This is a genomic window from Candidatus Hydrogenedentota bacterium, from assembly GCA_013359265.1.
GTDB lineage: Bacteria > Hydrogenedentota > Hydrogenedentia > Hydrogenedentales > SLHB01 > JABWCD01.
The window spans coordinates 117,684-143,839 of the sequence record JABWCD010000009.1 but is presented as its reverse complement, the minus strand read 5'-3'; the positions used below and the strand labels follow the sequence as shown (position 1 = coordinate 143,839).

Below are 26,156 nucleotides of genomic sequence, written 5' to 3'. Positions count from 1 at the left end.
GAATGCAGGCGCAAATACACACGCCAAGCGCCGTGCTGAGTGTCTGAGAAAGCTCCATGCGACATAGAGTAGCGAGGGCGTGGTGCGCGCGCAAGTGATGAACCGCCACGCCGCGCGCGGTCCTCTAATCGACCACGAAGCCTTCTTTCTCCAATTCCTTGGCGAGGTCGGCTTTCGAGATGCGGGCGACGGCGACGGTTTTGTGCGGGTCGAGCTGCTCGAAGTGCTTGTTGAACCGCCGGCGGTGGAGCAGGTCGGCCATCACGAGCGGGTCGTCCGATTCGAGCACGTGGACCGTACGCAGGCGGACACGTTTCATGCCGCCGCGCCAGTCGTCGAGCGTCGTGAGCACATTTGACGGAAGCGATCCGCCGCGGTTGTGTTCGAGCAGGAATTTTACGAACGCGTCGCCGTCGTGCCCATCCTGCACCGCGCGTGTGAACGAATCCTTCGTCAGCGTGTACACCGTGGCGAGGCCCGTACTGCCGCGGACGGCGAACTGATCGAGTGGGACGGTGAGCAGCGGGTCCATGTCCTGCGACGGTACGACGATATCGAAATTCGGTTGGACGATGATCTCGCCCTGGCGCTCCGGAAACTGTTTTGAAAGCGATTTGCGGTCGCCTCCGCTGATGAAGGCGCGGCCGAGCGGCGTCAGCCGGAACAACCCGCGCGACGCGTCTTGCGCCCGATCGACAAGGCCAAGCCACAGAAACGTTTCTTCGAGGGACCGCGCGAGACTGCGCTCGGTGTTGCCGCCGCTCGAGCCGACGTAGTGCCAGTGCCCGCCGGCGTTCTTGATCTGCGGACGCTCCCCATCGAGGTTCTGCCGTTGCGCGTAGTCCACAAAATCCGTGACCGGGTACCACGCGTCCGGCTTTAGTTCCTCAAGCAGTGTCGCCATGCGGCGGCGTGACGCGTTCTCGCTTCCGGTCGTCATGAGCCAATCGAACAACACGTGGTGGCGGCCCACGCGATCGAGTTCGATAAGTTGCTCGGGTTCGCCCGCCCGCAGTTCGTTGTCCACGCGCGCGAGCCAGCCCACGCCCTGCGCCATCCAGAGGCACGTCTGCAGCGAGGGTTCCAGATCGTCGCCGCACAAGTCTTCAAGCCTGCGCCGGTCCTCCCGGAACAATTCGCCGTCGCCGCGCATGCGCACGGGCCGCGCGGCAATGGCTGCGACAAGACGGCAGATGCGGTCGGACAAATCGAGCCCACGCACGTCGACGTCATCCGGCTTGCCCTTAATCTGTCGCAGTCCGAACTTGGCGGCGCCGTTCGATCGCGAGGACTCGCGCCACTGCCGCAGTTCCGAGAGAATCCCCGCGACACGCACGAGCCGGTCTTCGCTGTCGAACCGGAACATCTCGAAGAGTGCAAAGCCGTTAAACAATTCGAGCAGCGCCTGTTCGACGGCGTAGTCCGACTTGCCGGCGGCCGCGCTGCGGATCGCGGCCGTCGGCAGAACGCCCGGTTTCGTTTGCCACACGATGTCGAAAATCTCGCGCGCGGCGGGCGAGAACCCGCGCGAGGCAACGTATTCGACGATCGAGTCCGGATGCTGATACCCGCGCGAGACCAACTCTTCCGCAGCGGCCTTCTTGCCGCCAGGTTTCTCGATCCCGATTTGCTCCTCCAACCGGCGAAACTCGTGCGGACCGAGGCCCTTCACCAGATTCATCAGCGAGGGAACATCGCCCCGGTTTTCTAGTCCGTCCGAAATGCGCTTTACCACCGCCGGACCTTCGGCGACGAGTTTTACCTTCGTGATGTCCGTAAAGAAGATGCGGTGGTTGACGTCGATGATGTACTCGATTTCCTCCTCGGGAAGTTCGAGTTTCTTTGACAGAAAGCGGACAGTCAGGCCCGAGCGGCTGTTAAGCGTCAGCTCCTTCGCGATCCGAAACGCGGGCCGGCTCATGCCCTCGAGTGCCGCAATTAGGCTCGCCCCATGGCGCATCGCCTACCCCCTTGACCAAGAAACATATATGGAAAACCCGCAAATTTGTTGAATAAACAGGCAGTATATCGAACAAAGCGCAGCCTGACAAGGGGCGCAACGATGACCAATTGACGTTTGTGGGCGACGAGTCGCTACGGACGGACAGCGCGAACTCCCTTGCCATCGACATAACCCGAAGGCATGGCCGCCGTATTCGCCCAGCGCCCGACACGGCCCTCTCGGTCCACTGCGATTACACCACCCATTCCGCCGATGTGCGCCAGGTGGGCGATTGCGCCCTGCGTAGCGAGTTCCGGCGTGAGGCCGCGGGCAATTCCGTCGGCGACGAATTTCGCAAGCAGCGCCCGCATGATGAACTCGCCCACCCCGGTCGATGACACAGCACAGGCGGCATCCGCGTAGGCGCCTGCGCCGAAGATGGGCGAATCGCCGACACGGCCCGGCATCTTTCCCCGCGTGCCGCCGGTGGATGTCGCGACGGCGAGACGTCCGTAACTGTCCAGCGCGACGGCGCCGACCGTGTCATGGATGGGATGAAACGACTCGCCGAGGAGCAGTTCATTCGGAATGAAGTCGAAACCGTTGGCGTGCGCGAAGCGGGTCGCGCCCTCGCCGACGAGCAGGCAGTGCGGCGTATCGTCCATGACCTTGCGCGCGACGGCGATGGGGTGCCGAACGTTGCGTACGGCCGCGACGGACCCAAACCGCCCGGAGGCGCCATCGGCGATTATGGCGTCCATTTCCACCTCTCCATCGGTGTTCGCGTAAGACCCGGTGCCCGCATCAAACACCGGGTCGTCCTCCATCACCTGAACGGCCTGTTCGACGGCGTCGAGCGCGGCGCCGCCCCGCGCGAGAATCGCCTGACCGATGTCCAGCGCGCGGCTGACACCGTCCAACGCGCGCTGGACCTTCTCTTCGGGCCACTGGCCCGCTCCACCGTGAACTGCAAGTGCATGCATAGGTACGAACGCCGATCCGGATTCGGTTGTGTTTCACGCGCCCCGACTATACACAACCTGCCCCTAAGATGAGCCGCTCGGCGGCGCGCAGTTCCAAGACGGACTCAAATGGCCGATTTTCCGGGGTTTCGGAATTTGGGACTGGTCTAAACCTTCGCAAGCCATGATTTTGGCGAGACGGAACGCGGGCCGCAATGGCTCCTTTCGAATCGGAATACCTAACGATAGGTACGAAAATCTCGAACCAAGGTGAGCAAAATTATTTGATTACCCGTTGACAGAATCCGTATTAAGCGATATTCTAGAATTTGCAAGGTGGGTCAGAGGAGGGCTGGGACACGCTCTTGTATCCCCGCTGGACCTGCTGTGTGGGTGTGTGTGTGGTTAGATTTCAGTAAGAGGGAATGTGGTATGAGCGGTACGAATGGAACGAACGGGAATCATCTCAAGGGGCGCGTGAAGTGGTTTAACGACCAAAAGGGGTTTGGTTTCATCACGCGCGAAAACAGTCCGGACGTGTTTGTGCATCACAGCGCGATTCGGATGGAGGGATTTCGCACGCTGCGCGAAGGGGAAGAGGTCCAGTTTGAACTGCTGGAGAGCCCAAAAGGTCTCCAAGCGGTAAATGTATCGCGTCCAGACTAACCAGGACGACTGAGTAACGCGGGCGCGCCGGCGATGGGGATCGCCGGCGCGCTTGTTTTGTCTGTCGCAGACGCTATACGTCGCAGATGCGCGCGGCCTGCGCGAGCGACGTCAGCGGATCGCGCGCGGGGATGAATTCCTGCGCGAGGTAGCCGGTGAAGCCGGTGTCGACGATGGCTTGACAGATTGTCTTGTATTGCAGTTCCTGCGTTTCGTCGATCTCGTGACGGCCGGGAACACCGCCGGTGTGGTAATGTGCGATGTAGTCTTTGTTCTCGCGAATCGTCGCGATCACGTCGCCTTCCATGATCTGCATGTGGTAGATGTCGTAGAGCAGCTTGAAGCGTTCTGAACCGACTTCGTTCACCAGCGCGACGCCCCACGCGGTGTGATCGCACATGTAGTCTTTGTGATCGCGCTTGCTGTTGAGCAGTTCCATGCAGACGGTCACACCGAGCTTTTCGGCGAGCGGTGTAATGCGTTTGATGCCCTTTGCGCAGTTCTTGATGCCTTCCGCATCGCTCATCCCGCGGCGGTCGCCGCTGAAGACAATCATGTTCGGGAAGCCATATTCCGCGACGACGGGAAGAATCGCTTCCGATTTTTTCACGAGCTCGTCGTGACGTTTCGTCTCGTTCCATCCGTCGCGAATCGGGCCGGGTCCGTTGACCATGGCGCAAAGGAGGCCGTGTTGCTTGACGACGGGCAATTGCGCGACATCGAGCAGGTCGATGGATTTCAGCCCGATGTCGACGGCGGCTTTGCATAAATCTTCGAGCGAAATGTCTTTGTAGCACCACTTGCAGACTGACTGCTTGAGGCGGCTTTTCAATGCGCCCTGTGCCGCCACGGACCGCGGTGTCATCGTGCCCAGTGCTACGCCCATCGCCGCGGTGGCAAGGACGGTGCGCCTTGTCATTTCGCCGTTACTCACTCGATTGCTCCTGCGCAGACCGGATCGCCGCGTGCCCCAATGACCGGACACGCGTCAGAGGTCTTCCGGTTTCAGCCCCGTGTTTTTCGCAATGCGGGCCAACATGCCCGGCCCAATCTCCTCGTTGTCGTGAAATGCAAAAACGTAATCGGGAAGACCGGGCCGAGAAAGGGTCTTGTGTGAGCCGGAAATGCGTTTCACTTCCCAGCCGATCTTCCGCAGCGCGGCAAGCACGCGCTTGGCCTTTGCGCTGGGCCACTGGCTCATGCCGCCGCGAAGGTAATCTGGATCGGCTCGACCGGGTGTTCGCCGTGTTCGATCCGGTCCGCGACAACCCGGAGCGCCAACGCTTCCGCCAGCGCGATGGCTTCATCGCGGGTTTTCCCATACTTCAGTACCCCGGGAAGCTCATTCACCTCGGCGATCCATCGCCCGTCTTCCTCTTGTTCGGTCGCAACGGTAAATTGCACACGGTACTCCTTAACGCAACTTGCGCTTTCGGCCACAGACCGTAGTGGACCTTGCCGACGGCGGTATCTTATGACTTTTGAAAAGCAAAGCGCCAGCGCAGGCTTCACCGACTAACACGCGCAATTCAACTGCCGGGCGGCGTGGACTTCGTCGAGGCGGCCGACCGGGGTGGTCGTCGGGGCGTCGTGGAGAGAATCGGGATCGGACTCGATTCTTTTCGCGATGTCGAGCATGGCGTCGCAGAAGGCGTCGAGGGTTTCGCGCGATTCGGTTTCGGTTGGCTCGATCATGATGCTTTCCTTAACGGTCAGCGGAAAGTAGACGGTAGGCGCGTGGAAACCGTAATCGAGCAGCGCTTTTGCGATATCGAGCGCGCGAACGCCTTTCTTCGCTTCGGGCGCGGCGGTGAAGATGCACTCGTGCATGAAGGGCAGATCGAACGCGGGCGTGTACGTGCCCTTCAACCGCGCCCAGATGTAATTGGCATTGAGCACGGCATCTTCCGCGACTTCGCGCAGGCCGTCCTTGCCGAGGTGGCGCATGTACGCGTATGCGCGCACGGCCATGCCGAAATTGCCGAAGAATTGCGAGAGACGCCCGATGGATTTCTCGGGCATTTCGAGCGCGAACGATTCGCCGCGTTTCACAACGCGCGGACCGGGCAGATACTTTTCCAGGCGTTCGCCGACACCGACCGGGCCTGACCCGGGACCGCCCATGCCGTGCGGTGTCGCGAAGGTTTTGTGCAGGTTGTAATGCATGACGTCGAAGCCGAGATCGCCCGGGCGCGCCTTGCCGATGATTGCGTTGAGGTTCGCGCCGTCGTAATACAAGAGTGCGTCGTGCTGATGCAGGTAGTCGGCGATCTCGGCGACAACGGGCTCGAAGAGACCGTGCGTGTTGGGACAGGTCATCATGAGGCCGGCGACGTTTTCCGTCATCGCGGCTTTCACACTGTCGAGGCGCATTGTGCCATCTTCGTGCGACGGCACTTCGACGACTCTAAATCCGGCGATGGCGGCGCTGGCGGGGTTGGTGCCGTGCGCGGAATCGGGGATGAGGATCGTGTCCTTGTTCGATTCGCCGCGGTCGCGGTGGTACGCGGCGATGAGCAGCGCGCCCGCGAGTTCGCCGTGCGCACCGGCGATGGGCTGCAAACAGGTTTGCTTCATCCCCGCAATTTCCGCGAGCCATTTTTCCGTTTCGTATACGAGCTCGAACGCCCCCTGGCACAGCGGCCAATAGGCTTCGGCGCTGGAGAGGTGCGGATGGAGGTGCGCAAAGCCGGGCAGCGCCGCAACCGCCTCCGCCATTTTCGGGTTGTACTTCATCGTGCAGGAGCCGAGCGGGTAGAAATGCGAATCGATGCCAAAGTTGCGGCGCGATAGATTGGTGAAATGTCGAATGACATCGATCTCCGCGAGTTCGGGAAGTTCGGCGGCTTTGCCGCGGCACAGGTCGTTCGGAAGCGAGGCATCCGGTACGTCCAGCGGACCGAACGTGATGGCGCGGCGGCCCGGAGCAGATTTTTCGTAGATCAACTGCATGAAACTTCCTCCAGCGCCTGGGCAAACGCGTCGAGCTCCGCACGCGTACGGCGTTCGGTGACGGCGATGAGCAAATCGGTGTCCGCGCCCGCGCCGAGGGGCGCCAACGGAATGCCCGCGAGAAAACCGCGCGCAGCCATTTCCGCGACGACCTTCTCGGCGCTCTTCGGCAAACGCACGTAGAACTCATTAAACGTTGGGCCGTGATTCGCGATTGTTGCGAAACCCAATTTCGATTTGAGATATTCCGCTTTCGCGTGACAATGCCGCGCGACCTCGCGCAGTCCTTCCTTGCCGAGCAGCGCCATGTAGATCATTGCGCGCAAAGCGCACAGCGCCTCGTTCGAGCAGATGTTCGACATCGCCTTTTCGCGGCGAATGTGCTGTTCGCGCGCCTGCAGCGTAAGCACGAACCCACGACGCCCCTGCGCGTCCGCCGTTTCCGCAGCGATGCGCCCCGGCATCTTGCGCACGTGTTCCTTTCGTGTGGCCATCACGCCGAGCCACGGCCCGCCGAAGGCAAGCGGCACGCCCAAACATTGGCCTTCCGCGACACAGATGTCCGCGCCCATCTCTCCCGGCGTTTTCAGCATCCCTAAGGAAATGGGATAGAAGGAGACGACGAGCAACGCGCCAGCCGCGTGACAGCGCGCCGCAAGCGCGGTGTAATCCGCGACGGTCCCGAAAAAGCTTGGGTTTTGCACAATCACGCACGCGGCCTCCGTTGGATCGTCACCATCGACCAAATCCAATTGGAGGTGTGCGGTGTGCGTCACGAGCATCTTCCGATAGATGGGACTAAGCGACTTGTGCAGCACGATCCTGCTGCGGCCCGTCAAGCGAACGGACATGGTGGTCGCTTCGAATACGGCGGTACCGCCGTCATACAGCGATGCGTTCGCGAATTGCATGTTGGTCAACCGGCAGATGGCCGACTGGTATTCATAAATGCTCTGCAGCGTGCCCTGCGAGCATTCGGGCTGATACGGCGTGTAGGCCGTGTAGAACTCGCTGCGCGACGTGAGCGCATCGACGGCAGCGGGAATGTAGTGGTCGTATGCACCGCCGCCGATAAAACTCGCTAGACCGGTGGCGTTGCGCGCGGCGATACTGCCCATTTCGTCGCGCACGGCCATTTCGGAAATGCCGGCGGGCAGGTTCCACGACTTTGCGCGCAGGTGTTTCGGGACGGAGGCGAAGAGATCGTCCATCGTTTTCACGCCGATAACGTCGAGCATCGCGTCGCGTTCGGCGGCGGTAGCGGGGGCCCACGACATTAGTGTTGCGCCTCCACGTAGGCGGCGTAGGCCGTTGCGTCCATCAGGGAATCGAGGTCAGCGGTATTTACATTGTCGAGTTTGAAGAACCAGCCTTCCGTGAAAGGACCCTGATTTACGAGTTCCGGCGCGTCGTTGAGCGCGGCGTTCACCTCGCTCACGCGGCCGCCCGCGGGCGCATAGATGTCGCTTGCGGCCTTCACCGATTCAACGGCCGCCGCCGCTTCGCCCTGCCTCACTTCCTTGCCAACCTTGGGCAGTTCGACGTACGTTACGTCGCCGAGTTGTTCGGCGGCAAACGATGTGATGCCGACGACGTAGGTGGCGCCGTCCGCCCGAATCCATTCGTGTTCCTTGGTGTATTTGCAGTCGTCGGGATAGGTGGACATCTACGTTGTTCTCCTTCAATCGGCGATGGTCAATTTGTCAAGGCGGTACCGTCGCACCGCACTCAAAGTCGCTCCGCGCAAACGTGCGTGTGTTTTGTCTATGTTCGACACGTGCCCCGCGTATAGATCGGGACTGTGGTCGTTTCGATATCGAGGTCGCGCGGACCCGCGGTCAGTTTGGTTTCGGGCGTGGCGAGCGGTTGCGGCACGTAGGCGAAGCCGATGCCGTGACAGACACTGGGGCCGAAAGTGCCGCTGGTAACAACGCCGACGATGTTGCCGTTGTGTTTCGCGTCAAAGCCGTGACGCGGCGCGCGGCGATCGCCGGTCTTAATCGGCGTGAGGACGGGATAGCCGCCTGCTTCTCGTTTGGCGAGCAGCGCGTCGCGTCCCACGAAGTCTTTGTCCCACGCGATGAAGTTCGCCATGCCCGCTTCGAGTGGCGTGCGCGACTCGTCGAAGTCCTGTCCGGAAAGGCCGTAGCACATTTCTGTGCGCAGCGTATCGCGAGCGCCGAGGCCGGCCGGTTTCACGTCGGGATACGAGAGCAATTTACGCCAGAGATCGACGGCGATTCGGTTCGGAACGAACAATTCGTATCCGAGTTCGCCGGTATACCCCGTGCGCGACAACACAATCTCGACGCCATTCCACGTGGCATACCGCGCCTGGTAATACTTAAGAGACGTGCACTCGGGAATCTCGTTCGCGAGGATGTCGCGGGCAAGCGGCCCCTGAATGTCGATCTTCGCCGTATCGTCCGAGACGTCCGTGTCTCCTGCCGCATCCCGTATGCGTGCGGAGACGATTTCGAGTGGCCCCGCATTCGTTACCACATAGAAATCGAACTCGTCGAGGCGGAACGCGATCACGTCATCAATGATACCGCCGGCGCCGTTCAACATGGCGCCGTACTTGCCGCGGCCCACGGGGACCTTCAACGGGTCGAGGCAGACGAGATTGCCGAATGCGCGGACCGCCTGTTCGCCCCGGATGACGAACTCGCCCATGTGGGAGCAGTCGAACAGCGCGGCCTTCGTGCGCGTGTGGTGGTGCTCTTCGATGATGCCGGCGAACTGGACGGGCAGGGCCCAGCCGTGGAAGTCGACGACCTTGCCGCCGAGCGCGACATGTTCGTCGTGAAGTGGAGTCCGCCGCATGTACCGCCTCCGGGTGTGCGAGTTAGCAGGCGGGCCCAAAACCCGCTCTCCCACCAAATCCTTCCCCGGCGCGCCGCAGCAGCGCATTCGGGGTCGCCCAGGCGAACGGCGTTGGAAACCGGCCCGCCGCTTCCCCGTGGTCGATTCCACGTCGCGTCGCCAGTTGCGGCGGGTTTATGGGGCACTATGCTGCCAGCAACAGCGAGCTGTTTTCAAGAAATGTATTGGCGTTGAATCGCGCGAGCGATTCCGAGCACGATTACGCGCGCAAAACCCGATTAGCGCGTTTGGGGAGTTCGATTCGTGGGGTTCTGGGTGAATGTACGGCTGTCGATGCGTGTCGTCGCATTGGCGTTGTGGACGTTCCTGCTGTTTCCGGTCCGATGCCTGTCGTTGATCATCGCGCCGCTGGCGCGCACGGCGGAGGAACGGTGGCGGCGGCTGCTGTTCCGTGTGTGGGCGATGGGCGCGTGCCACATCGCGGGCATGCGCGTGACTTTGATCGGCACACCCCCAAAACCGCCGTTCTATTTGGTGACTAACCATCTCACGCTCGTCGACGTCGTGCTTCTCGCGCGCACGACGGGGTGCGTGTTCGTGTCACGTGCGGACGTGCAGGACGTCGGCGTGCTTGGGTTCATGGCAAAAGCGATGAACACGATCTTTATCGACCGCGCCAAGGTGCGCGACACGCACCGCGTAAACGAGATTATCAACGCCTCGTTGGACAAGGGCTATGGCGTGCATTTCTTCGCGGAGAGCCGCATCTCGCAGGACGCTCGGGTCCATCCGTTCAAACCGCCGCTGCTCGAACCCGCGGTACAACGCGGCATGCCCGTACACTACGCGGCCATCTCGTACAGCACGCCGCAGGGCGCGCCGCGCGCGCGCGACGTGATCGTGTGGAAAGACGGCGTGTCGCTGGCCGGATGCATTTTGAACGTGCTGCGGCTGCCTTCCTTTACCGCCACCATCCACTTCGGCGATGCGCCTATCTTCGTTCCCGACCGAAAAGTATTGGCCGAAAAGCTGTACCGGGCGACATTGGAGCGATTTACTCCCGTCGATTGAGCGGGCCCGCATCCAGAGCGGTTTTTTGGTATTCTAACTGGCACGCAAGCGCTGCAATCAGAAAAGACCCAAAGTACGAAGGATGGGTCGTCGGGAGTTGTGAAGGCAATGGGAAACATGGAACGGAATGGGAATAATCGCGCGGGTTGCGCGGCGGAACATACGGGTCTGCGGACTGCGCTGTCCGCGTGCGTGGTACTGATGTCGATTGCCCATTGGGCCAGCGCCGACGAAACGAAGAAAGTCGACTTTCACGCGCAGATTCTCCCCATCCTCGACGCGCACTGCATGGAGTGCCACAACCGAGACGCGCACAAGGGCGGGTTGGGGTTGGGCTCCGCGGACGAGGCATTGAAGGGCGGCGATTCGGGCGTCGCGGCATATCGTCCGGGCAACAGCGACGAGAGCGCGATTATCCAGCGCGTGACTTCGACCGATCCCGGGTTTCGCATGCCGGCGAAAGGTGACCCGCTTTCCGCGGAAGAGATTGCGCTGTTGAAGAAATGGATCGATGAAGGCGCGTCGTGGGGCGGCGAATCGACGGGCAAGGTCGTTGCTCCGGTGGGCGCGGATTTCTGGTCGTTCCAGAAGCCGGTGCAAGCGCCTTTACCGGCGGTGAAGAAGACAGATTGGCCGCGCAATCCGATCGATACATTTACGCTGGCGAAGATGGAGGAGCATGGGCTGTCGCCCTCGCAGGAGGCGGACGCCTACACGCTCATCCGCCGCGTCTCCCTCGATTTGACCGGGCTGCCACCGGCGCCGGAGGAAATCGAATCGTTCGTTAAGGACCCCTCGCGTAGCGCATACGAACGGCTTGTGGACCGATTGCTTGCGTCGCCGCATTATGGCGAGGCCCAGGCGATGCGGTGGATGGACGCGGCGCGCTATGCGGATACGAACGGCTACGAGAAGGACCGGCCGCGACAGGCGTGGATGTATCGCGATTGGGCAATCGACGCCTTCAACCGGAACCTGCCTTACGACCGATTCGTGATTGAACAACTCGCCGGGGATTTGCTTCCAGACGCCGGCGTGCACGACCGCATCGCCACCGGCTTCCACCGCAACACGATGGTAAACGAAGAGGGCGGCATCGACGTCGAGGAGTTCCGCTACGAAGCGATGGTGGACCGTACGAACACGACGGGGCAGGTTTTCCTCGGGCTGACACTCGCGTGCGCACAATGCCACTCGCACAAGTACGATCCGATCGCGCATGACGAGTACTACCGATTCTACGCGTTTCTGAATAACACCGACGACGTGCAGATCGAGGTGCCGGACGAAGCAGTCGCGAAGCGCCGGGCGGAAGTCCAATCGCAGATCGATGCACTGGTCGCGGACCTGCCAAATAAGTTTCCCGTCGCCGCGGTACAAACCGAAACCGTTTCGTTGATACCCACCGCGGTGTCATCGTCCGGCGGCGCGACGCTGGCGGCCGATGGGGATGGCGTAATAACCGTATCGGGCGCCGCGCCGGACACCGATTCGTACCGCGTCGAACTGCAAGCCGAAGGAGGGCCAATCACGGCGATCCGCATCGAGACGGCGCCGAACGCGGGCGACGCGGGCGCGGGGCGATCCGATAAGAGCAACTTCGTGCTGTCCGAAGTGTGGGCGACGCTGAAATCGGGCGAGGGAGAAGGAAGACCGATTGCGTTCGCACGCGCGGAATCGGACGTCACCTACGCCGGGTTCGAAGCGGACAAGGCAATCGACACGAGCACGGGGACCGGCTGGGCGGTGGACGCGCCCGGCGTGGACAAGACCGCCAGCCATTGGGTGACGCTGCATCTGAAGGAACCGATTACGCTCGATGGGCCGGGAACCATCGTGTTGTCGTTGAACCAGCAGTACGGCCGCGCACACACGCTTGCGCGATTCAAAGTATCAGTTGTGCGCCAGTTCTACCCGCCGTCGGACGAGCCGGACAACGTGCGCCGCGCGAAATATTTCAACGAACGGTTTGCCGCGTGGGACGCGGAGACGTCCGCGAAGGCGCGGGAGTGGACCGTGCTCGAGCCGGTACGGTGCGAATCGAAGTACCATGTGTCCTTCAAGTTTCTCGACGACGGATCGATCCTCGCGCACGGTGACAATCCGAATACGGACACCTATAACGTGGAGTTCCGCACGGACCTTCAAAATATCACCGCGATTCGCATCGAGACGTTGACGGACCCGTCGTTGCCGGGCGATGGACCGGGCCGCGGCGAAATCATGAGTACACCTGGTGACTTTCTGCTGAGCGAAGTCAAGGCGAGCGCCGCGCCGTGGGTGACGCCCGACGCATTCACGGACGCCGCGCTGAAGAACCCGACCGCAGACTTCGCGGCGGGCGGGCGCGCGCCGGAACTGACGCTCGACGGCAAGCTCGACTCCGGATGGGGAATCAACGGCGGCCAAGGCAAACCGCACGCGATTGTGTACGAGCTGGCTTCACCACTGTCGAATGACGGTGGCACGCTGCTGAAACTAATCATCGATCAGTATTTCGTTCACTACCATACGATTGGCCGGTTCCGCGTTTCGGCGACGAGCGGTCCGTTGCCGGTGCAGGCGTCCGGAGTGCCAGCGGAAATTGAAACGGTTCTGGCGAAGTCCGAGCGCGCGCCGGACGAAGTCGAATCGTTGAAGCGGTATTATCTCACGGTTGCGCCGGAGTTGGCGGAGCCGCACAAGCAAATCGCCGACCTGCGCAAGTCGATGCCGAAATTCCCGACGGCGCAGGTGCTGCAAGAGCGCGAGGCCCCGCGCGTAACGCGCGTGTTCCATCGCGGCGAGTTCTTGAACCCGAAAGACCCTGTCACCGCGGGTGTTCCCGCGGTACTGCCGCCGTTACAGTCGGGCGTGCCCATGAATCGCCTGACGCTGGCGCGGTGGATCGCGTCTGAAGAGAATCCGCTTACGGCGCGCGTCTTCGTGAACCGGTTGTGGCAGACGTATTTCGGGCGCGGCATCGTCGCGTCCGTCGAAGATTTTGGCGCGCGAGGCGACATGCCGACGCACCCGGAACTGCTCGATTGGCTCGCGGTCGAGTTCATGCGCCGCAATTGGGACATCAAAGACCTTACGCGCATGATCGTGACGTCCGCGACGTACAGGCAAAGTTCGAAGGTGACGCCGGAATTGCTCGCGGCGGACCCGGCGAACGAATGGCTTGCGCGCGCGCCGCGTTACCGCGTCGAGGCCGAATTCGTGCGCGATATCGCGCTCGCGGCCAGCGGACTGTTGAGTGACCGAATCGGCGGGCCGAGCATGAAACCGCCACTGCCGGAAGGGGCGTTGTCGCTCGTGTATCCCGGCGAAGGATGGACGGTTGCGGATGGCGACGATCGGTATCGTCGGGGCATGTACGTGTATTGGAAACGCACGTTGCCGTATCCCGCAGCGTCCACGTTCGACGCGCCCGCGCGCGACGTAGCGGTGGTAAAGCGCAACCGATCGAACACGCCGCTGCAGGCCTTGACGTTGCTGAACGACCCCGTGTTCGTGGAAGCGGCGCAAGCGTTCGCAAAGCGCGTGCTTGCGTACAGCGTCGACGACGCCAGGCGCATTCGGTATGCGTTCATGCTGTGCGTGTCGCGTCCGCCGGATGAGGCGGAAATGAAATCGATCGAATCGTTCCTGTCCGCGCAACGCACGAAGCTGGCGGGCGCGCCCGCGGACACTTCCATCGTCCTGGCGTCTGATACGCCGGACAGGTCGGACGATGCCGAATTGGCGGCGTGGGTGCTGGTGTGCCGGTCGCTGCTAAATCTTGACGAGACCATTACCAAGGGCTGATCCCTCCCCTTGACGAAGAAGTGTGGCGCAATGAACCGTTACGGGCTGAACAAACTCCTGGATGTCCTTTGCGTGGGCGCGGGGCCAGCGGCGTTGGGCGTGCTGCATGCGGCGAAGGAAGCGGGGCTTGACGCGATTGCGATCGACAAGGGGCCGGTGTGCAGCGCGTTGTGCTCGCACCCCACATACATGCGATGGTTCTCGACGGCGGACAAGCTCGAATTGGCCGGATTCCCGCTGGTGACGACGGAGAAGAACCCGACACGGCAGGAGTATCTCAAGTACTGCCGGACCTTCGTGAAATATTTCGATCTGAAGATCGTGACGTATTGCGAGGTCACCGAAGTGAAGGAGGCCGCACACGGATTCGATGTCGTCGCGAAGGATTTGTTTGACCGCGAATATGCGTGGCGCACGCGGCACGTGGTCATGGCGACGGGGTTCTATGACAGCCCGCGGCCGCTCGGAATTCCTGGAGAGGACCTGCCGAAGGTGTCGCACCGTTACACCGAGGCGCACTGGTATGCGGACCACGACGTGCTCGTGATTGGCGCGGGATCGAGCGCGGCGGAGATCGCGTTGGAGCTGTGGCGGAACGGCGCGCGCGTGACGGTCGCGATGCGCGGCGACAAGTTCGATACGAAATACTGGATCGAACCGGACATCGAGAACCGGATTGCGGAGGGGTCTATCGCGTGCCATCGCAACGTCGATGTGGCGGAGATTCGGCCGGATGACGTCGTGCTGCGCAACGGCAGCGGCAAGGACATCGTCGTTCCTAACGACTTCGTGTTGGCGATGACGGGTTATGAACCGGATACGTCGCTCGTCGAAAAGCTGGGCGCGGCGATTGACAAGACGTGCGGCAAGCCGGTGCTCGACGAGCATTTTGAAACGAACGTGCCGGGGTTGTATGTCGCGGGCACCTTGTGCGCCGGGCAGGAATCGAACATCGTGTTTATCGAAAACAGCCGCGATCATGGGCCTGCAATTGTGCGGCATATCGTCTCAAGCGCGGCGAGGTAGGCGAAGCCGAGGCAGTACATTCATCGAATTGAAGCAGCGGAAGGAGTGTCGAATGCCGATAGTGGATTTCAGTTTGAAAGACAAGATTGCGATCGTGACCGGCGGTAGCCGCGGCATCGGCGAGGCGATCGCGAAGGCGTTTGCGGAGCAGGGAGCGACGGTTGTCGTCTGTTCGCGCAAGCAGGACGGAGTGGATCGCGTGGCCGAGGAAATCAAGACGGCTGGCGGCGCGGCGGTCGGTATTGCGTGTCACACGGGGCAGACCGCGGCCATCGAGGCGTTGTACGCGCGCGTGAAGCAGGAGTTCGGACGCGTGGACATTCTCGTCAACAACGCCGCGGCGAACCCGTATTTCGGTCCCGCGATCGATATCACCGAGGCGGCGTTCGACAAGACCTTCGAGGTAAACGTCAAGGGCTACTTTCTCATGGCGCAGCACGCGGCGCGCATGATGGTCGAGCAGGGGAAGGGTTCGATTATCAATATTGCATCCATTGCCGGCTTTTCTCCGCCGCCGATGCAAGGCATCTACGGCGTGACGAAGTCGGCGGTGATCGCGATGACGAAGATGTTCGCGAAGGAGTTGAGCGGCGCGGGCGTGCGTACTAACGCGATTGCGCCGGGGCTTGTCGAGACAAAATTCGCGCAGGTGCTGATCGAGTCGCCGGAGATGCTCGAGCACTTCACGTCGCGTACGCCGATGGGCCGGCACGCACAACCGAACGAAATCGTCGGCGCGGCGGTCTATCTCGCGTCCGACGCGGCGAGCTACACGACAGGCGCGGTGATCACCTGCGATGGAGGGTATGCGGCGTAGGGGGCGGGCCATGGGCAGGACGGTGTCACGGGCAGTCTTCGGAACGGTCGTCTTCACGTTCCTTGTTCCCTGCACCGTAGCGGGCGTCGTACCGTATTTTCTCGTCACCGGATCGCAGCTCTTCACGTTTAGGTCTGCGCTGACGCAAATCTCCGGCGTTGTGCTCTTCGCGTCGGGTGTGCTCATCTATGCGTGGTGTGCGTACGACTTCGCGACCTTCGGCCGGGGCACGCCATCGCCCACGCACCCGCCGCAAGAACTCGTGGTGCGCGGACTTTACCGGTTCTCGCGCAATCCGATGTACGTTGGAGTAAGTTCGGTGGTGTTCGGCGAGGCGCTGTTCTTCGGTTCGGGCAATCAACTTGTGTATGCGTGTTGCGTGCTCGCCGGATTCCACGCGCGCGTCATTACGGGTGAGGAGCAAGCATTGCGGCGCGTATTTGGCGCGTCATACGAAGCCTACTGCTCGCGCGTGCCGCGTTGGATAGGCTTTGTGAAAAAGGGGGAGCGTCATGAAGATTGAAAGGGTCGCCGTTATCGGCGCGGGGTTCATGGGCAGCGGTATCGCACAGGTGAGCGCGCAGGCGGGCTACGCGGTTACGTTGGTCGACGTTGACGACGAGCGTCTGTCCTTCGCGCTCGAGTCGATCGAATGGTCACTCTCCAAACTCGAAAACAAGGAAGTGCTCGAGGCGCCGGCCAGCGTGGTTGCCGCCCGCATCGAAACCTCGACCGATTACGATGCTGCGCACAATGCGGACCTCGTGGTCGAGGCGGTGTATGAAGATATCGAGACGAAGCTCGCAACCATTCGCGCGCTGGATGACGTCTGCCGCGCGGACGCCATCGTTGGGTCGAATACATCGACAATTCCCATCACGCGACTGGCGGCCGCATCGCGCCACCCGGGGCGCGTGATTGGCATGCACTTTTTCGGCCCGGTGCCACTGATGCGCCTGCTGGAAGTCATACCGCATCCGACGACGCAGCATGCGGTGATAGATGCGGTGTTGGCATTCGGGCGCTCCGTGGGGAAGCGGCCCGTGTTGGTGAAGAAAGACGTGCCGGGATTCATCATGAACCGCATCTTCGGCGCCATGGCGTGCGAAGCGATTCGCCTTGTCGAAGACGGAATCGGAACAATCGACGACATCGATCAGGGCATGTGCGACGGGTTCAATCTCCGTGTGGGCCCGCTGTGCATCGCAGACCTTGCGGGACTCGATATCGCGCTTAACGCATTCCAAGTCATGCACGACCTCGATCCGGTTCGTTTGCCCGCGCCGCCGGCGCTTCTTGTCCGGATGGTTGAAGCAGGCAAGCTTGGCGCAAAATCCGGAGAAGGATTTTACCGCTGGGGAAAGAACGGTAAGCGTCTCGGCCCCGTGTTCTAACGTTTTCTGCGAATTGTATCCATCCTGCTTCGGTGGCAATCGTTTATGTCACACCGCGGACCGACGCGTGCCGGGATCGTGTGGTAAAATAGGGGCGGTGTCCTGGCGGCAATTGGAATGAGTGCCTTGAGCAGGCGAGTTCCGTGCCATGGTGTTGATCTCGAACACGTGCAGTTATTCGGCACAAACGGCCGTTCCTGTAGCCGGAGTGCTTGCGACCGGACTATCCAGTCCTCAAGACGCGTCTCGTGCGACGCGATACCTTCCAGTTTACGCCGCTGCGGTGTTCCAACACTTCGTGTTAGCTCCCGACACGTCACCGCACCCGCGGTTTGAGCAAGCGTCTGATTTTTTCGGTTCGTTGCGGCATACGCGCATTTGGGATGCCTTTTGCCTGACGGAAGCATGAGCCGATAGGAGGTAGGTTATGGACGAGATGGAGTTGTGCAAGCGGTTTGCGCGCAGGATCCGAATTTTTCAGGGCCTTGAACCGTCGGAGATATCGGACATCTTGCGCCGCGGAAAGCTGTTCCGGTTCGAAGCGGGCCAGATTATCTTCCATGAAGGGACGCTTGGGACGAGCATATTCATCGTTCTTGACGGGGAAGTGCGCATCTACAGCAAGAGCACGTTCATCGGAAAGTGCCGCGCGGGGGACGCCTTCGGTGAGATGGCCGTGCTGAATCACAGGCCGCGCATGGCATCCGCTACCGCGCACACGACGTCAATGGTGTTTACGCTCGCCGAATCGGAACTGAACCAGATACTCGAGAAACGCGTAGCGGTGCGAATTTTGCTGAACATCATTCACGTGCTCAGCGAGCGGCTCGAAAACGCGAACCTGCACATTGCCGAACATCGGCTCGTGCGGGTCGAGTAACTTGCGGGGCCGGCGCGAAGAGGAGAGCGTGTCATGGCGTTATCGAAACGTTCGCCCGTAGCGGACGCGAAAGATCCCGTTTTCGAGTACGGGCTGTCCATGTGGCGATGCGTCGAACGCGAGCATGCCAACGACGACGGCTTCGACTGGCTGGATGCGGCGTTGGACTGGGTCATGCGCGAAGACCGACGCCGGCGCGCGCTTCTCCAACTGGTCGACGTACTACCGTCGCTGAAGGACGACGACCAACTCGCGGACCACGTCGAGGCCTATCTGACGAGCGACGACGCGGCCCTGCCGGCAATCTTGCGCGGGCCCGTGAAGGTCGCGGTATCAAAACCTTTTCGGCACGCACTTGCCGCGGTCGTGCAGGCGCAAGTGAGCCACATTGCGCGGCGATTTATTGTCTGCAGCACGCCAGAAGAGGCGGTCAGCGTGTTGCGCGGGTTGTGGAACGACGGCTTCGCGTTTTCCGCGGACCTTCTCGGAGAGCGCACATTGACGGACCGCGAGGCCAACGCCGTCGCCGCTCGGTACCTGCACCTCATCGAGCTTCTGTCGGAGGCCACGCAGACGTGGCCCGCGCGCCCGCTGTTGGAACGCGACGCGCTGGGCCCGCTGCCGCGCGCAAATGTGTCGTTGAAATTGTCCGCGTTAGACCCTTCGCAGAATCCGGCGGATCCGGAAGGTTCGGCATCGCGGCTGGCGGCGCTGCTGTTGCCGATACTGCTCCGCGCGAAGCAATGCAATGTCTTCGTCAATTTCGACATGGAGCAATACGCGCTGCATGAGATTGCGCACCGCGCGTTCGAAACATGCGCACTGCACGACGAACTGCGCTCGTGGCGGCATCTGGGAATAGTCGTGCAAGCGTACTGCAAGGAAGCCGGCGCCTATGCCGAACGGCTGGTGAGTCTCGCCGCGCGCCGCAATGCTCCAGTCACCGTCCGGCTAGTGAAGGGGGCCTACTGGGACTACGAAACCGCGGTAGCCCGGCAAGAGGGAAGGCCAAGCCCTCTCTTCGCGGACAAGGAATCGACCGACGCGAACTTCGAGCAGATTACGCGATACCTGCTCGATCACGCCGGCAGCGTTCACGCCGCATTCGCAAGCCACAACGTGCGTTCGCTTACCAACGCCGTCCTGTGCGCATCGGAACGCAACATCGGAAATGATCAATACGAGGTGCAGATGCTGTACGGAATGGCGCCGGCGGAACAGCGCGCGTTACGCAACACGCGGCACCGCGTCAGGCTGTATTCGCCCGTCGGCGAACTTATACCGGGTATGGCGTATTTGGTACGCCGGCTGCTCGAGAATTCGTCCAACGACGGGTTTCTGCGGCTGGCCTTCCGCGAGGGTGCAGATATGGACCAATTACTCAAACGGCCACGGCTTCATCTCGTCCCAAACCGCGCCGGCGGAAGACGAAAGCCGAGAGACATTACTACGTTCGAGAACTGCGGGCTGATCGATTTTGCGGACGAGAATGCACGGGCGCGGCTCGCGGAATCGGTTTCCCTTATGCCGGTAACGTTTCCGCGCAAGGTGCCGGTCGTCGTTAACGGGAATACGAACACAACCGATTCGGGGCTCGAGCACTCGAACCCGAGCGACACGACGATGCTGATATCGATCGTATCTCAAGCCACGCCGAGCGACATTGACGAGGCCATCGCATCCGCGGTCGAAGGCGGCTTGGAGTGGAACTCATGGCCGATTGAAGAACGCGCATTATGCTTGGAAAGCCTGGCGGACACCCTGGAAGACACGCGTTGCGAACTTGCGGCGCTCGAAGTGTACGAGGCCGGAAAGACGTTGCAGGAAGCGGACGCCGATGTCGTCGAGGCGATTGATTTCTGCCGGTACTATGCACGACAGGCGCGTGTGGAGTTGGCGCCGGAGACTGCCGATGCGCCACCGGGAGAGTCGAATCAATGGCTCTGGGAGGGTCGCGGTCCGACTGCCGTGATTGCGCCGTGGAACTTTCCGATAGGGATACTTTGCGGAATGGCTTCGGCCGCGCTGGTGGCTGGCAACTCCGTACTCCTGAAACCGGCCGAGCAATCCAGCGCATGCGCGCATGCACTGTTTCGCGCAATGCAGACCGTGGGTATTCCCCGCGGCGTTGTTCACTTTCTGCCCGGGAGGGGCGAGGATGTCGGACGCAGACTCGTGGAACATCCCGATATCGCTGTCGTCGCGTTTACGGGGAGCATGGAAGTGGGCCGGGGTATTTTGGAGACCGCGGCGCGTGTGGCGCCCAGCCAGACGATGCTGAAGTCCGTGATCTGCGAACTGGGGGGAAAGAACGCGATCGTCGTGGACGAAGACGCGGATTTGGACGATGCCGTAGCGGGAGTGCTTGCCAGCGCATTTGGCTACGCGGGACAAAAGTGCTCCGCGGCTTCGCGGGCCATACTTGTTGGCGGCATTGCCCAGCCATTTGTCGATCGGCTGATTGGGGCGGCGCAACGTCTTCGCGTGTGCCCAGCCAGCGACCCTGGTTGCGACGTCCCGCCCGTAATCGATGCGGTGGCGTACACGCGGTTGATGTCCGTCATCGGCGACCCGGGAGCAGGGGCTGAACTGTTGCACACCGGCCTGTGGACGCAGGGCGGTTACTACGTTCCGCCGACGATCTTTCGCGTAACCGATCCGGAGCATATGCTCATGCAGCGCGAACTGTTCGGTCCAGTACTCACCGTGTACGAGGCAAGCACCTTCGCGCACGCAATTGAGATCGCATTGCGGACGCCATACGCATTGACCGGGGGTGTGTACTCGCGAAACCCACGCCACATTGCCGAGGCACGGCAGCGGTTTCGCACAGGCAACTTGTACATTAACCGCGCCTGCACCGGCGCCCGCGTGGGCAGGCAACCGTTCGGCGGCTTAGGCTTGAGCGGGTGTGGCGCGAAGGCGGGCGGGCCAGGCTACCTGACCCATTTTGCCGTGCAGCGGTGCGTCACGGAGAACACCATGCGCAAGGGCTTCACACCGGAACTGTAGCGAAGCGATCGCAATTGCAGGGCGAACCGAACGACGCACAGGAAAGTGCCGCTGTTTGCCTGGGCGGCACGTTCGTTCGCGCAACGCTGTGTCTACTGGACGAACGCGAAGCGGTACGAAATACGGGTTATCGCTGTCTGGCTTCGTCCACGGCGCTCTGGATGGCCTCGCCGCCTTTCTCGATGTCTTTTCCCGCGCCATGGATGGTATTGCAGCCGAAGGCGCCTGAACACACCAGCAAAACGGCAAGCGCGGCGAGAGTGAATTGACTGAAGCGACTCATTGTATGACCTCCTTTCAAGGATTTTTTCCGCACTGTACAGGCGGAAGCCTCTAGCCGGTTTTCCGGTTCGCTCGATTCCCGGATGATCGCGCGAATTCGATCGCCCGCAATCAGCTTCTACGTTCTTAGTGATAGCGGCGCGGCCGCCTGAATCCAAAAACGAACGAGATGAGAAACAATACGATAAAGATGACAAACAGGATTTTTGCAAGTGAAACCGCCGCGGAGGCGATACCTGCGGCGCCAAACACGGCCGCGACAATCGCCACGATAAAGAAGATCAACGCCCAGTATAACATCGCCTGCTCCCTACTATTGGAAGATAGCTGACGAGTTCTGTATAACATCCGCTGACAATATCTCTTGAAACTTCTAACCATAATTGCAGAAAACGTTTCGTGCAAATGTCGATAACGAACCTTTCAATGCATTTCTGCCGCGGTCAATAATCGTCACAACTTCATTGTGAAAAACACCAAATAAGTTGTTCCAGCCCGCCATAGGCTCCAGTTTCATAAAGTGTTACTTCCTGTGCCGCAATATGTGCAAGTTCCGCAGGCCGGTTGAGACAACGTTCAAGCCGGGACGTTTGTTCCATGCGTGTGCGTTGCAGTTTGCCGGTTATTCGCAGAATTGGGCGCACGTACACAATTAGCGACTTGACACAACACTACTTGCGCGGAGCGCGCTTCGCACTAACGTGTCGAGTACAAGTAGTGCGGCCTCAGTACGTTGTGCAATTGCAACTATGATTCGCAGTATTGGTGATTGCTGCGTAAGTCTTAGTCATACCAGCATACAAAGGCTTCAAATGCGCGTGTGGTAGGATTTGACATGGTCTCTAGCAGGTGCGAGATGCAGCGCGACTGGATTGAAGTTGCAGTAAATACTTCTGCAATTCCATTCGCGAAAACCCTGGCGACACGATCAAAAGAAAATCACAATGCAAAAAGGTTTCAATGTGCGGCTGCAAGATTCGTTTTCGCGTGCGCGCACAAAGTGGCGGATGATTCGGAGTGCGCGGGGCGCGGCGGACAGCGGAAGGCGAATGCCAGGTGGAATTGAACATCGAACGGTGAGAAGCCGCACATTGATTGAACTCTGACCGCGATCGCGTACGCGATCGCAAGAGGAGGCCGCTCCAATGTCATATCGATTGAGACGCTACGTTGCGGGCCTCGTTGTTGGAATCGGCGTGCTGGCGCTGCTGCCCGCGAATGCGCAAGGCGGCATGCAGGCGCGCGTGAGCTTCGACGAAGGCGCAACACTGATTCGAGGCACGAATGACTCGGATTGGGGCCACGCGACGACCAACACGATCGTCCTTCCAGGCGACTCGCTCTGGGTACGCGAACGCGGCACCGCGGAAATCGAGATGTCCGCGGGCACATTTGTTCGAATGGCGGATGGCAGCAACATCGACCTCGAGTCGCTTCCGCCTTCCGTGTCGCTTCGCGCCATTGCGGGGTCCCTATATGTTCACCGATTGAGTCGCAGTTCAGGTGATGTGCTCGTGAAGACACCGGCGTGCGATGTCATGATCGAGAGTGACACCTGCGCGCGCATCGACGTGCGCGAAGCAGGATCGACGACTATCTCGGTTCGTTGGGGATTGGCGAATGTGAGTGGGGGTGACCGCCAATGGCAGCGCGTTGCGGCGCGCCAACGCGTATATGTTGACACTGGCTACCTGCCTTCTCAGCCCGTAGATTTCGATCCGTCGGAAGAGGACGATTTTGACGCGTGGAACCGTTCGCGCGTCGGGTTTCTCGCGACCGGGGCGGATAACCTGCCCGACACCGTTCGCTTCTCCGGGTCCACAATCGGATACAGCGAACTCGGTTACTACGGCGAATGGCGGCAAATCGAAGGCCGCACGTACTGGCAGCCCACGTACGTTGCAGACTTTGTGCCGTACCGTCACGGATACTGGAGCTACCTGCCCCGCACCGGCCATTGTTGGATTGACGAATACCCCTTCGGATACATCACGTGCCACTACGGTCGTTGGCACCACTTCCCAAGCTACGGCTGGTGCTGGAGCTACGACCCCGTTTGGTCCCCCGCATGGGTTGCCTCGATACGCTACGGTCCCAACTACCTTTGGACGCCCGTTGACTACTATAACCGGCCCGTAATCGTATCGGCCGCGGCCACGTTCGATATCGGCGGCGTCGCCTTCAGTCTTGCGGCATCGACATTCGTTCCGCAGGACTACCTGTATTTTGGCACGGCGTACGTCGCACCCGTTCGGCCGGCGGTCGTCCAGAATATAAACGTTACAAGCATCAATATATGGAACATTAACGACGCACGAAGCGCGCCGTTGGTCCAAGTACCGTTCAAGACAGCGAAGTTTACGACGTTCAAGTCCAGTCCAAAAGCAGTTCTGCGAGGGCCCGAGCGGCTCGCAAAGAATGACGCCGTTGCGCGCGATGTGGTCGCGACCCTTGAAAAGTCACGCGATACGCAAGCGAAGAGAGCGGTGTTAACGGCTGCCGAAGAGGGCAAGCGGACTGTGGACCGCAACGGCCGCAAATCGGCGGTCAAACAGGAGACGACGAAAGTCCGGCTGGATGCGGACCAGAAACAGGCCCGACCCAGAGTCGCGAAAGAAATCCCCACGGACCGTCGCAGGCCAGCAGACCAGACACGGCGTGAAGGTGTGGAAAAGAAACAACCCGCACCGGTGGAACAAATACAGAGTGAACGCCAGAAAGGTCTGAAGGACAGGCATACGATCGACACCGGCGAGAAGAAACAGGAAGCGCTACGGACCCGCCCCGGCGAACACACCTATCGCGACGGTACCGAGAAGAAGGTTGAAGAACCTCAACGGACAAAAACGCTGGACCGGGAGAAGGCGCGATCACGCCAACCGGACGAGCGTACGGATCGGGGCCGTATCGAGACGAAGGTTGAGCAAAAGCCCCGAACACAACCGCGCGATGAAGTGAAGGCGAAAGTGCGCGAGGATGCGGGTGCCGGCGGCGATCGCACGATGAATAAGACCGATGGACCCAAGAAGTCAAAACCCACGGACGATAAACGTCTGACCCCGATCGAGGGTAAAGGCCACGTAGGAAAGCGAACCGACACCGATAGAACCGGCGTGAAGCGGGACGATCGGAGCGTTCAGAAACTCGAACCTCGAACAGACGTGCCCCCGGCAAAGTCGAACAGGAGTGAGCAGGTCGAAAGCCGTCCGCGACCGAAGTCCGAAACCGCGCCCAATCGCGCGCCGCAGATTCAGAAGATGGACCCCGCGCCGAATGCCGGCCCGGGTCCACGGCAAGAAGCGAATAGAGATCGCAAGAGCGGCGACCGAGTTCAAGTACCCAAGCCGGTCGAAACCCGGCCGAACCCCGTACCAGGGAGCGGTGTCTCGTCGCCTGGCGGTTCAGGGAGGGATGGTGGGCCGCGCGCCGGCGCAGACGGGGATTCAAACCGAGGCGGCGACCGTGGCCAACGATCCGGAAAGAAGGACAGAGGGTAGTTCGATTGAGCCCGATCGGACTCTGATTTGTACATGCACGTGATGGCCTCACGAAGCGTCGCTTGTTGCGGCCAGACGTGAGGTCCTCGATAAGAACCGATATCTCCGGCACGCACATTGGTTGGAGGGACTGACAATGTTTGTTCGATGCGTGGGCAAGTTCGACGTAAGCAAGAAGCGATTCCAGAAGTACGCGTGCATCGTCGCCGTCGCCATGGCGATTGCGCTTGCTCCGATTCTCCTGTCGGCAGCGGCCGCGCCCGAGGACGAAGCCAAAGGCTACCCGGACATCAAAGTCCGAAAACCCAACGGCGGCGAGATTTGGGTGCGCGGCGAAAAAGAGGCGATACGATGGCGTTCCGACGGGTTTACAGGATTCTACGTTCGGATCGAATTGCTTAACGACAGGACGATCGAGCGCGAAATCGCGTCGATCGCTCCGAACGACGGCAAGTTCAACTGGATCGTTCCCGAGGACGTGCCTGTGGGAAAGGGCTACCGGGTGCGTGTCATGTCTCTGGGAGACCCGAAAATCCGCGACAAGAGCAACGATTCGTTCGCAATAATCGATCTGCCGTAGCGAACCGCGCAGCGCAACAGCACGAGTGCGTTCCCGGCTGAGTGGGGCTATGTCAACATAGAAGGAGTGAACGAATGACGAAACGGACCAACGCGGATACACGAGAATATCTGATTCACGCAGACGGCGTTACAGCCGCGCAGCTTGGCGATCGGTTACAAATCCGAATTGCCGAACCCAGGTCGGCAGAGCAGGTCGTGTTGCTGGCCGGCGCGCTCGGCGAAGTGTGGGCGAGCATGCGCGACCGCGTCGTCTCGGGCGGACTGCAATGCGAATTGTTTGTGCACCAGGTTGACGCGATTCCCATGCCGCTTGCCAACGTCTTCTCGGTAATTGAACAGGACCTTGGCCAAACGGGCCGGTGTCTTCACGTGCGCAACGCCATCGATGCCGTTGGGCCCGAATTGAAGTTGGTCCAGGTGTAGGCCGATCCGCGTTGTTTCGGGTGCGTGAACAAGCG

Annotated in this window: 23 protein-coding genes; 12 read left to right on the top strand and 11 right to left on the bottom strand. The window is 60.8% G+C overall.

What is annotated here, in order from left to right; genetic code table 11:
- Positions 1–124: 124 nt before the first annotated feature.
- Together HUU46_10420 and HUU46_10415 are read right to left on the bottom strand one after the other, a co-directional pair.
- On the bottom strand, positions 125–1,960 hold the full coding sequence (locus HUU46_10420) for a helicase-associated domain-containing protein (protein ID NUM54046.1): 1,836 nt from the start codon (positions 1,958–1,960) through the stop codon (positions 125–127).
- Positions 1,961–2,094: 134 nt separating this feature from the next.
- Positions 2,095–2,925 carry an isoaspartyl peptidase/L-asparaginase gene (locus tag HUU46_10415; protein ID NUM54045.1) on the bottom strand — a complete coding sequence of 277 codons (831 nt, stop codon included), beginning with the start codon at positions 2,923–2,925 and terminating at the stop codon, positions 2,095–2,097.
- Between the two features lie 411 nt (positions 2,926–3,336).
- Here HUU46_10415 and HUU46_10410 point away from each other — a divergent pair, with 411 nt between their 5' ends.
- Positions 3,337–3,570, top strand: coding sequence for a cold shock domain-containing protein (locus tag HUU46_10410; protein NUM54044.1), 234 nt, complete (start codon positions 3,337–3,339; stop codon positions 3,568–3,570).
- Positions 3,571–3,643: 73 nt separating this feature from the next.
- Here the strand turns inward: HUU46_10410 and HUU46_10405 are convergent, their stop codons facing one another.
- From HUU46_10405 to gcvT, 7 genes are all read right to left on the bottom strand, one after another.
- Positions 3,644–4,489 (bottom strand): TIM barrel protein, encoded by an 846-nt coding sequence (locus HUU46_10405; protein ID NUM54043.1) that lies wholly within the window; start codon positions 4,487–4,489, stop codon positions 3,644–3,646.
- A gap of 69 nt (positions 4,490–4,558) precedes the next feature.
- Positions 4,559–4,771, bottom strand: coding sequence for a type II toxin-antitoxin system HicA family toxin (locus tag HUU46_10400; GenBank protein NUM54042.1), 213 nt, complete (start codon positions 4,769–4,771; stop codon positions 4,559–4,561).
- Positions 4,768–4,974, bottom strand: a complete 207-nt coding sequence (locus tag HUU46_10395) for a type II toxin-antitoxin system HicB family antitoxin (GenBank protein ID NUM54041.1) — start codon at positions 4,972–4,974, stop codon at positions 4,768–4,770. Before HUU46_10395 ends, HUU46_10400 begins: the two co-directional genes overlap by 4 nt.
- A 111-nt stretch (positions 4,975–5,085) precedes the next feature.
- The gene (gene gcvPB, locus HUU46_10390) at positions 5,086–6,522 is read right to left on the bottom strand and encodes an aminomethyl-transferring glycine dehydrogenase subunit GcvPB (GenBank protein ID NUM54040.1); all 1,437 of its coding nucleotides are present in this window, start codon (positions 6,520–6,522) and stop codon (positions 5,086–5,088) included.
- Complete coding sequence (gene gcvPA, locus HUU46_10385; protein ID NUM54039.1) at positions 6,513–7,799, bottom strand: aminomethyl-transferring glycine dehydrogenase subunit GcvPA; 1,287 nt, start codon at positions 7,797–7,799, stop codon at positions 6,513–6,515. Before gcvPA ends, gcvPB begins: the two co-directional genes overlap by 10 nt.
- A complete protein-coding gene (gene gcvH, locus HUU46_10380) occupies positions 7,799–8,188 on the bottom strand; it encodes a glycine cleavage system protein GcvH (GenBank protein NUM54038.1) in 390 nt (129 codons plus the stop codon). The genes gcvPA and gcvH overlap by 1 nt, the downstream gene beginning before the upstream one ends.
- 98 nt (positions 8,189–8,286) lie before the next feature.
- Positions 8,287–9,348, bottom strand: a complete 1,062-nt coding sequence (gcvT, locus tag HUU46_10375; protein ID NUM54037.1) for a glycine cleavage system aminomethyltransferase GcvT — start codon at positions 9,346–9,348, stop codon at positions 8,287–8,289.
- 303 nt (positions 9,349–9,651) lie between these two features.
- On the opposite strand from gcvT, the gene HUU46_10370 reads away from it, so the two are divergent.
- From HUU46_10370 to HUU46_10335, 8 genes are all read left to right on the top strand, one after another.
- Positions 9,652–10,419, top strand: a complete 768-nt coding sequence (locus tag HUU46_10370; GenBank protein ID NUM54036.1) for a 1-acyl-sn-glycerol-3-phosphate acyltransferase — start codon at positions 9,652–9,654, stop codon at positions 10,417–10,419.
- Between the two features lie 108 nt (positions 10,420–10,527).
- On the top strand, positions 10,528–14,208 hold the full coding sequence (locus tag HUU46_10365; protein ID NUM54035.1) for a DUF1553 domain-containing protein: 3,681 nt from the start codon (positions 10,528–10,530) through the stop codon (positions 14,206–14,208).
- 30 nt (positions 14,209–14,238) lie between these two features.
- Complete coding sequence (gene ypdA, locus HUU46_10360) at positions 14,239–15,234, top strand: YpdA family putative bacillithiol disulfide reductase (GenBank protein NUM54034.1); 996 nt, start codon at positions 14,239–14,241, stop codon at positions 15,232–15,234.
- A 52-nt stretch (positions 15,235–15,286) separates the two neighbouring features.
- Positions 15,287–16,051, top strand: a complete 765-nt coding sequence (locus HUU46_10355) for a glucose 1-dehydrogenase (protein ID NUM54033.1) — start codon at positions 15,287–15,289, stop codon at positions 16,049–16,051.
- A gap of 10 nt (positions 16,052–16,061) precedes the next feature.
- Positions 16,062–16,574: an isoprenylcysteine carboxylmethyltransferase family protein gene (locus tag HUU46_10350; protein ID NUM54032.1), complete on the top strand. Its 513-nt coding sequence runs from the start codon at positions 16,062–16,064 to the stop codon at positions 16,572–16,574.
- Entirely contained in the window at positions 16,564–17,445 is an 882-nt protein-coding gene (locus HUU46_10345) for a 3-hydroxyacyl-CoA dehydrogenase family protein (protein NUM54031.1), read from the top strand. The genes HUU46_10350 and HUU46_10345 overlap by 11 nt, the downstream gene beginning before the upstream one ends.
- Before the next feature lie 427 nt (positions 17,446–17,872).
- Positions 17,873–18,325, top strand: a complete 453-nt coding sequence (locus HUU46_10340) for a cyclic nucleotide-binding domain-containing protein (GenBank protein NUM54030.1) — start codon at positions 17,873–17,875, stop codon at positions 18,323–18,325.
- Between the two features lie 33 nt (positions 18,326–18,358).
- Complete coding sequence (locus HUU46_10335; GenBank protein ID NUM54029.1) at positions 18,359–21,337, top strand: bifunctional proline dehydrogenase/L-glutamate gamma-semialdehyde dehydrogenase; 2,979 nt, start codon at positions 18,359–18,361, stop codon at positions 21,335–21,337.
- Between the two features lie 127 nt (positions 21,338–21,464).
- On the opposite strand, the gene HUU46_10330 is transcribed toward HUU46_10335, so the two are convergent.
- A complete protein-coding gene (locus HUU46_10330; protein ID NUM54028.1) occupies positions 21,465–21,620 on the bottom strand; it encodes an entericidin A/B family lipoprotein in 156 nt (51 codons plus the stop codon).
- Positions 21,621–21,745: 125 nt separating this feature from the next.
- Positions 21,746–21,919, bottom strand: a complete 174-nt coding sequence (locus tag HUU46_10325) for a DUF1328 domain-containing protein (GenBank protein NUM54027.1) — start codon at positions 21,917–21,919, stop codon at positions 21,746–21,748.
- An 845-nt stretch (positions 21,920–22,764) separates the two neighbouring features.
- On the opposite strand from HUU46_10325, the gene HUU46_10320 reads away from it, so the two are divergent.
- The 3 genes from HUU46_10320 to HUU46_10310 all read left to right on the top strand — a co-directional run bounded on the left by HUU46_10320 (position 22,765) and on the right by HUU46_10310 (position 26,121).
- Positions 22,765–25,116: a hypothetical protein gene (locus tag HUU46_10320; protein ID NUM54026.1), complete on the top strand. Its 2,352-nt coding sequence runs from the start codon at positions 22,765–22,767 to the stop codon at positions 25,114–25,116.
- Between the two features lie 136 nt (positions 25,117–25,252).
- A complete protein-coding gene (locus tag HUU46_10315) occupies positions 25,253–25,696 on the top strand; it encodes a hypothetical protein (GenBank protein ID NUM54025.1) in 444 nt (147 codons plus the stop codon).
- A 74-nt stretch (positions 25,697–25,770) separates the two neighbouring features.
- Positions 25,771–26,121 (top strand): hypothetical protein, encoded by a 351-nt coding sequence (locus HUU46_10310; protein NUM54024.1) that lies wholly within the window; start codon positions 25,771–25,773, stop codon positions 26,119–26,121.
- The last annotated feature ends 35 nt before the right edge of the window (positions 26,122–26,156 follow it).